Annotated in this window: 2 protein-coding genes and 1 pseudogene; 1 reads left to right on the forward strand and 2 read right to left on the reverse strand. The window is 76.3% G+C overall.

Going from position 1 to position 1786, the window contains the following annotated elements; all coding sequences use genetic code 11:
• Positions 1-225: 225 nt before the first annotated feature.
• Positions 226-957 carry a sulfite exporter TauE/SafE family protein gene (locus tag ABD308_RS04065; protein ID WP_344325632.1) on the reverse strand — a complete coding sequence of 244 codons (732 nt, stop codon included), beginning with the start codon at positions 955-957 and terminating at the stop codon, positions 226-228.
• 143 nt (positions 958-1100) lie between these two features.
• Here ABD308_RS04065 and ABD308_RS04070 point away from each other — a divergent pair, with 143 nt between their 5' ends.
• Positions 1101-1331, forward strand: a complete 231-nt coding sequence (locus tag ABD308_RS04070) for a hypothetical protein (RefSeq protein WP_344325635.1) — start codon at positions 1101-1103, stop codon at positions 1329-1331.
• A gap of 10 nt (positions 1332-1341) precedes the next feature.
• On the opposite strand, the pseudogene ABD308_RS04075 reads toward ABD308_RS04070, so the two are convergent.
• A pseudogene (locus ABD308_RS04075) lies at positions 1342-1786 on the reverse strand (phosphoribosyltransferase); the annotation flags it as partial.

Genomic DNA, 1786 nt, shown 5'->3' on the forward strand with positions numbered 1-1786 from the left:
GGTGACGCCGGCCGGCAGGGTGTGATGGCCGATCAGCCCGAGGGCGGTCAGCAGGAGAAGGACCAGCGCGGCCCCCGCCCCACGGCGACACCGGTCGCGGGAGGGAGGGGCGGCGTCCGGACACATGGCGGTCACTATACCCAGGCCCGGTATGTGGGGCCGGTAAGTCCGGACCGCCCGACCCCCGTTCGGCCTCCGGGCCCGCCACCACCCGGCGACGGGGCCTCAGAGGTCCCACACCCCCTTGCCGAGGGTGGTCAGGCCGCCGGCCAGCGCGAGACCCAGCACCAGCATCCTGGCGCGCCGCTCGGACACCCGGTCCGCCAGCACCCTGCCGACGCCCGCCCCGAGCACGACCCCGGCCGCCGCCGCCGACCACGCGGGCACCGCCAGGTGCGGAGTCCCCTTGGCCGCCAGCGAGAAGAGGTTGACGGCCACCCCGTAGAACTGCGCGTTGGGCACGAACTCCCGGGCGCTCCAGCCCGTGTTCACCGCGTAGAGGGAGACGGCCGGGCCGCCGACCCCGGCGGCGGAGTTCATGAACCCGCTGGCCGCGCCCGCCGCCAGCGCGCCCCGCACCCCGCGCAGCCCCGGGGCCCGCACCCCCCGGATCACCAGCAGCGCCGCCGCGCCGACCAGCAGTCCGATGCCGATCAGCAGGGCGGCCGGCGGCACCCGGCCGGCCGCCCAGGCGCCCAACGGCACGGTGCACCCGGCCGCCCCGATCAGGGGCAGCATCCTGGCCGGCCGCACCCGTCGCCAGCCGTCGGCCAGTCCGATGGCGCTGATCGCGCCGGCCGCGCAGTTGGACAGCGTCACCCCGTCCCCCGGTCCCAGCAGCAGGACCAGTGCCGGCCCCGCGACCAGCGCGAACCCGACCCCCGCGAGCCGCTGCACCGACGAGCCCACCAGGACCACCAGGCCCAGCGGCAGGGCGCTTTCCCATCCGGCGTCCACGGCATTCCCCCCTGTTCCGGCTCCCGTGGCGCCCGACCGTACGCGTCCGGCCGTCAACCGCTCGACCGAATTTCCCCATCGGACCCCCACGAACTACTACATGACTGTAGAGTTAGCCCGACCGCCCGCCGAGGAGGGGAAACATGAACGGACCCGGATGGCAGCCCCCGGAGCACGAGGTCGAGCCCGCCTACCAGCCGGTTCAGATCAACCGGACCGACGGCAGCTGGGCGGTCGGCCGGATCAACGCCTGGTGGCGTCCGGCCGGCGCCCCGGCGTGGTGCCGCGTCCGGGCGATGGGACGGGGCGAGGCCCCCGCCTGGATGCCCTTCGACCCCGAACACCTGCTGCTGCTCCCGGCCACCGGCATCTGACCCCGGCGGCTCAGCCCGCGCGCCGCGCCGCCGTCGGCTGCTGCTGCTGGCGCAGCAGGACCGCCACCTCGCGGTCGGTGACGTCCCGGAAGTCGTCGTACCAGGGGCCCACCGCGTGCAGGTAGGTGGCTTCGCGCAGGCAGAGCAGCACGTCGACGGCCCGGCGCAGCGCCACCGCCGAACGCGCGTCGCACACCGGCGCGGCCAGCACCAGCCGGCCCGGCCCGCGCTCGCGCAGCGCCCGCACGGCGGCCGGGGTGACCGGGCCGAAGACCACGCCGTCGGTGACCAGCACCACGGTCCGGCCGCCCACCGGCAGGGGCGGCCGGCGGTCCCGGTACAGCTTCTCCAGCCGGTGCAGCTCCACCCGCTGGTGGGTCACCTCGGCCTCCAGGTCCTCCTCCCCCAGCCCGAGTCCGCGCATCGCCCGCCGGTTCAGCACCGGCGGCGCCTCG

Source organism: Kitasatospora putterlickiae, from assembly GCF_039527695.1.
GTDB lineage: Bacteria > Actinomycetota > Actinomycetes > Streptomycetales > Streptomycetaceae > Kitasatospora > Kitasatospora putterlickiae.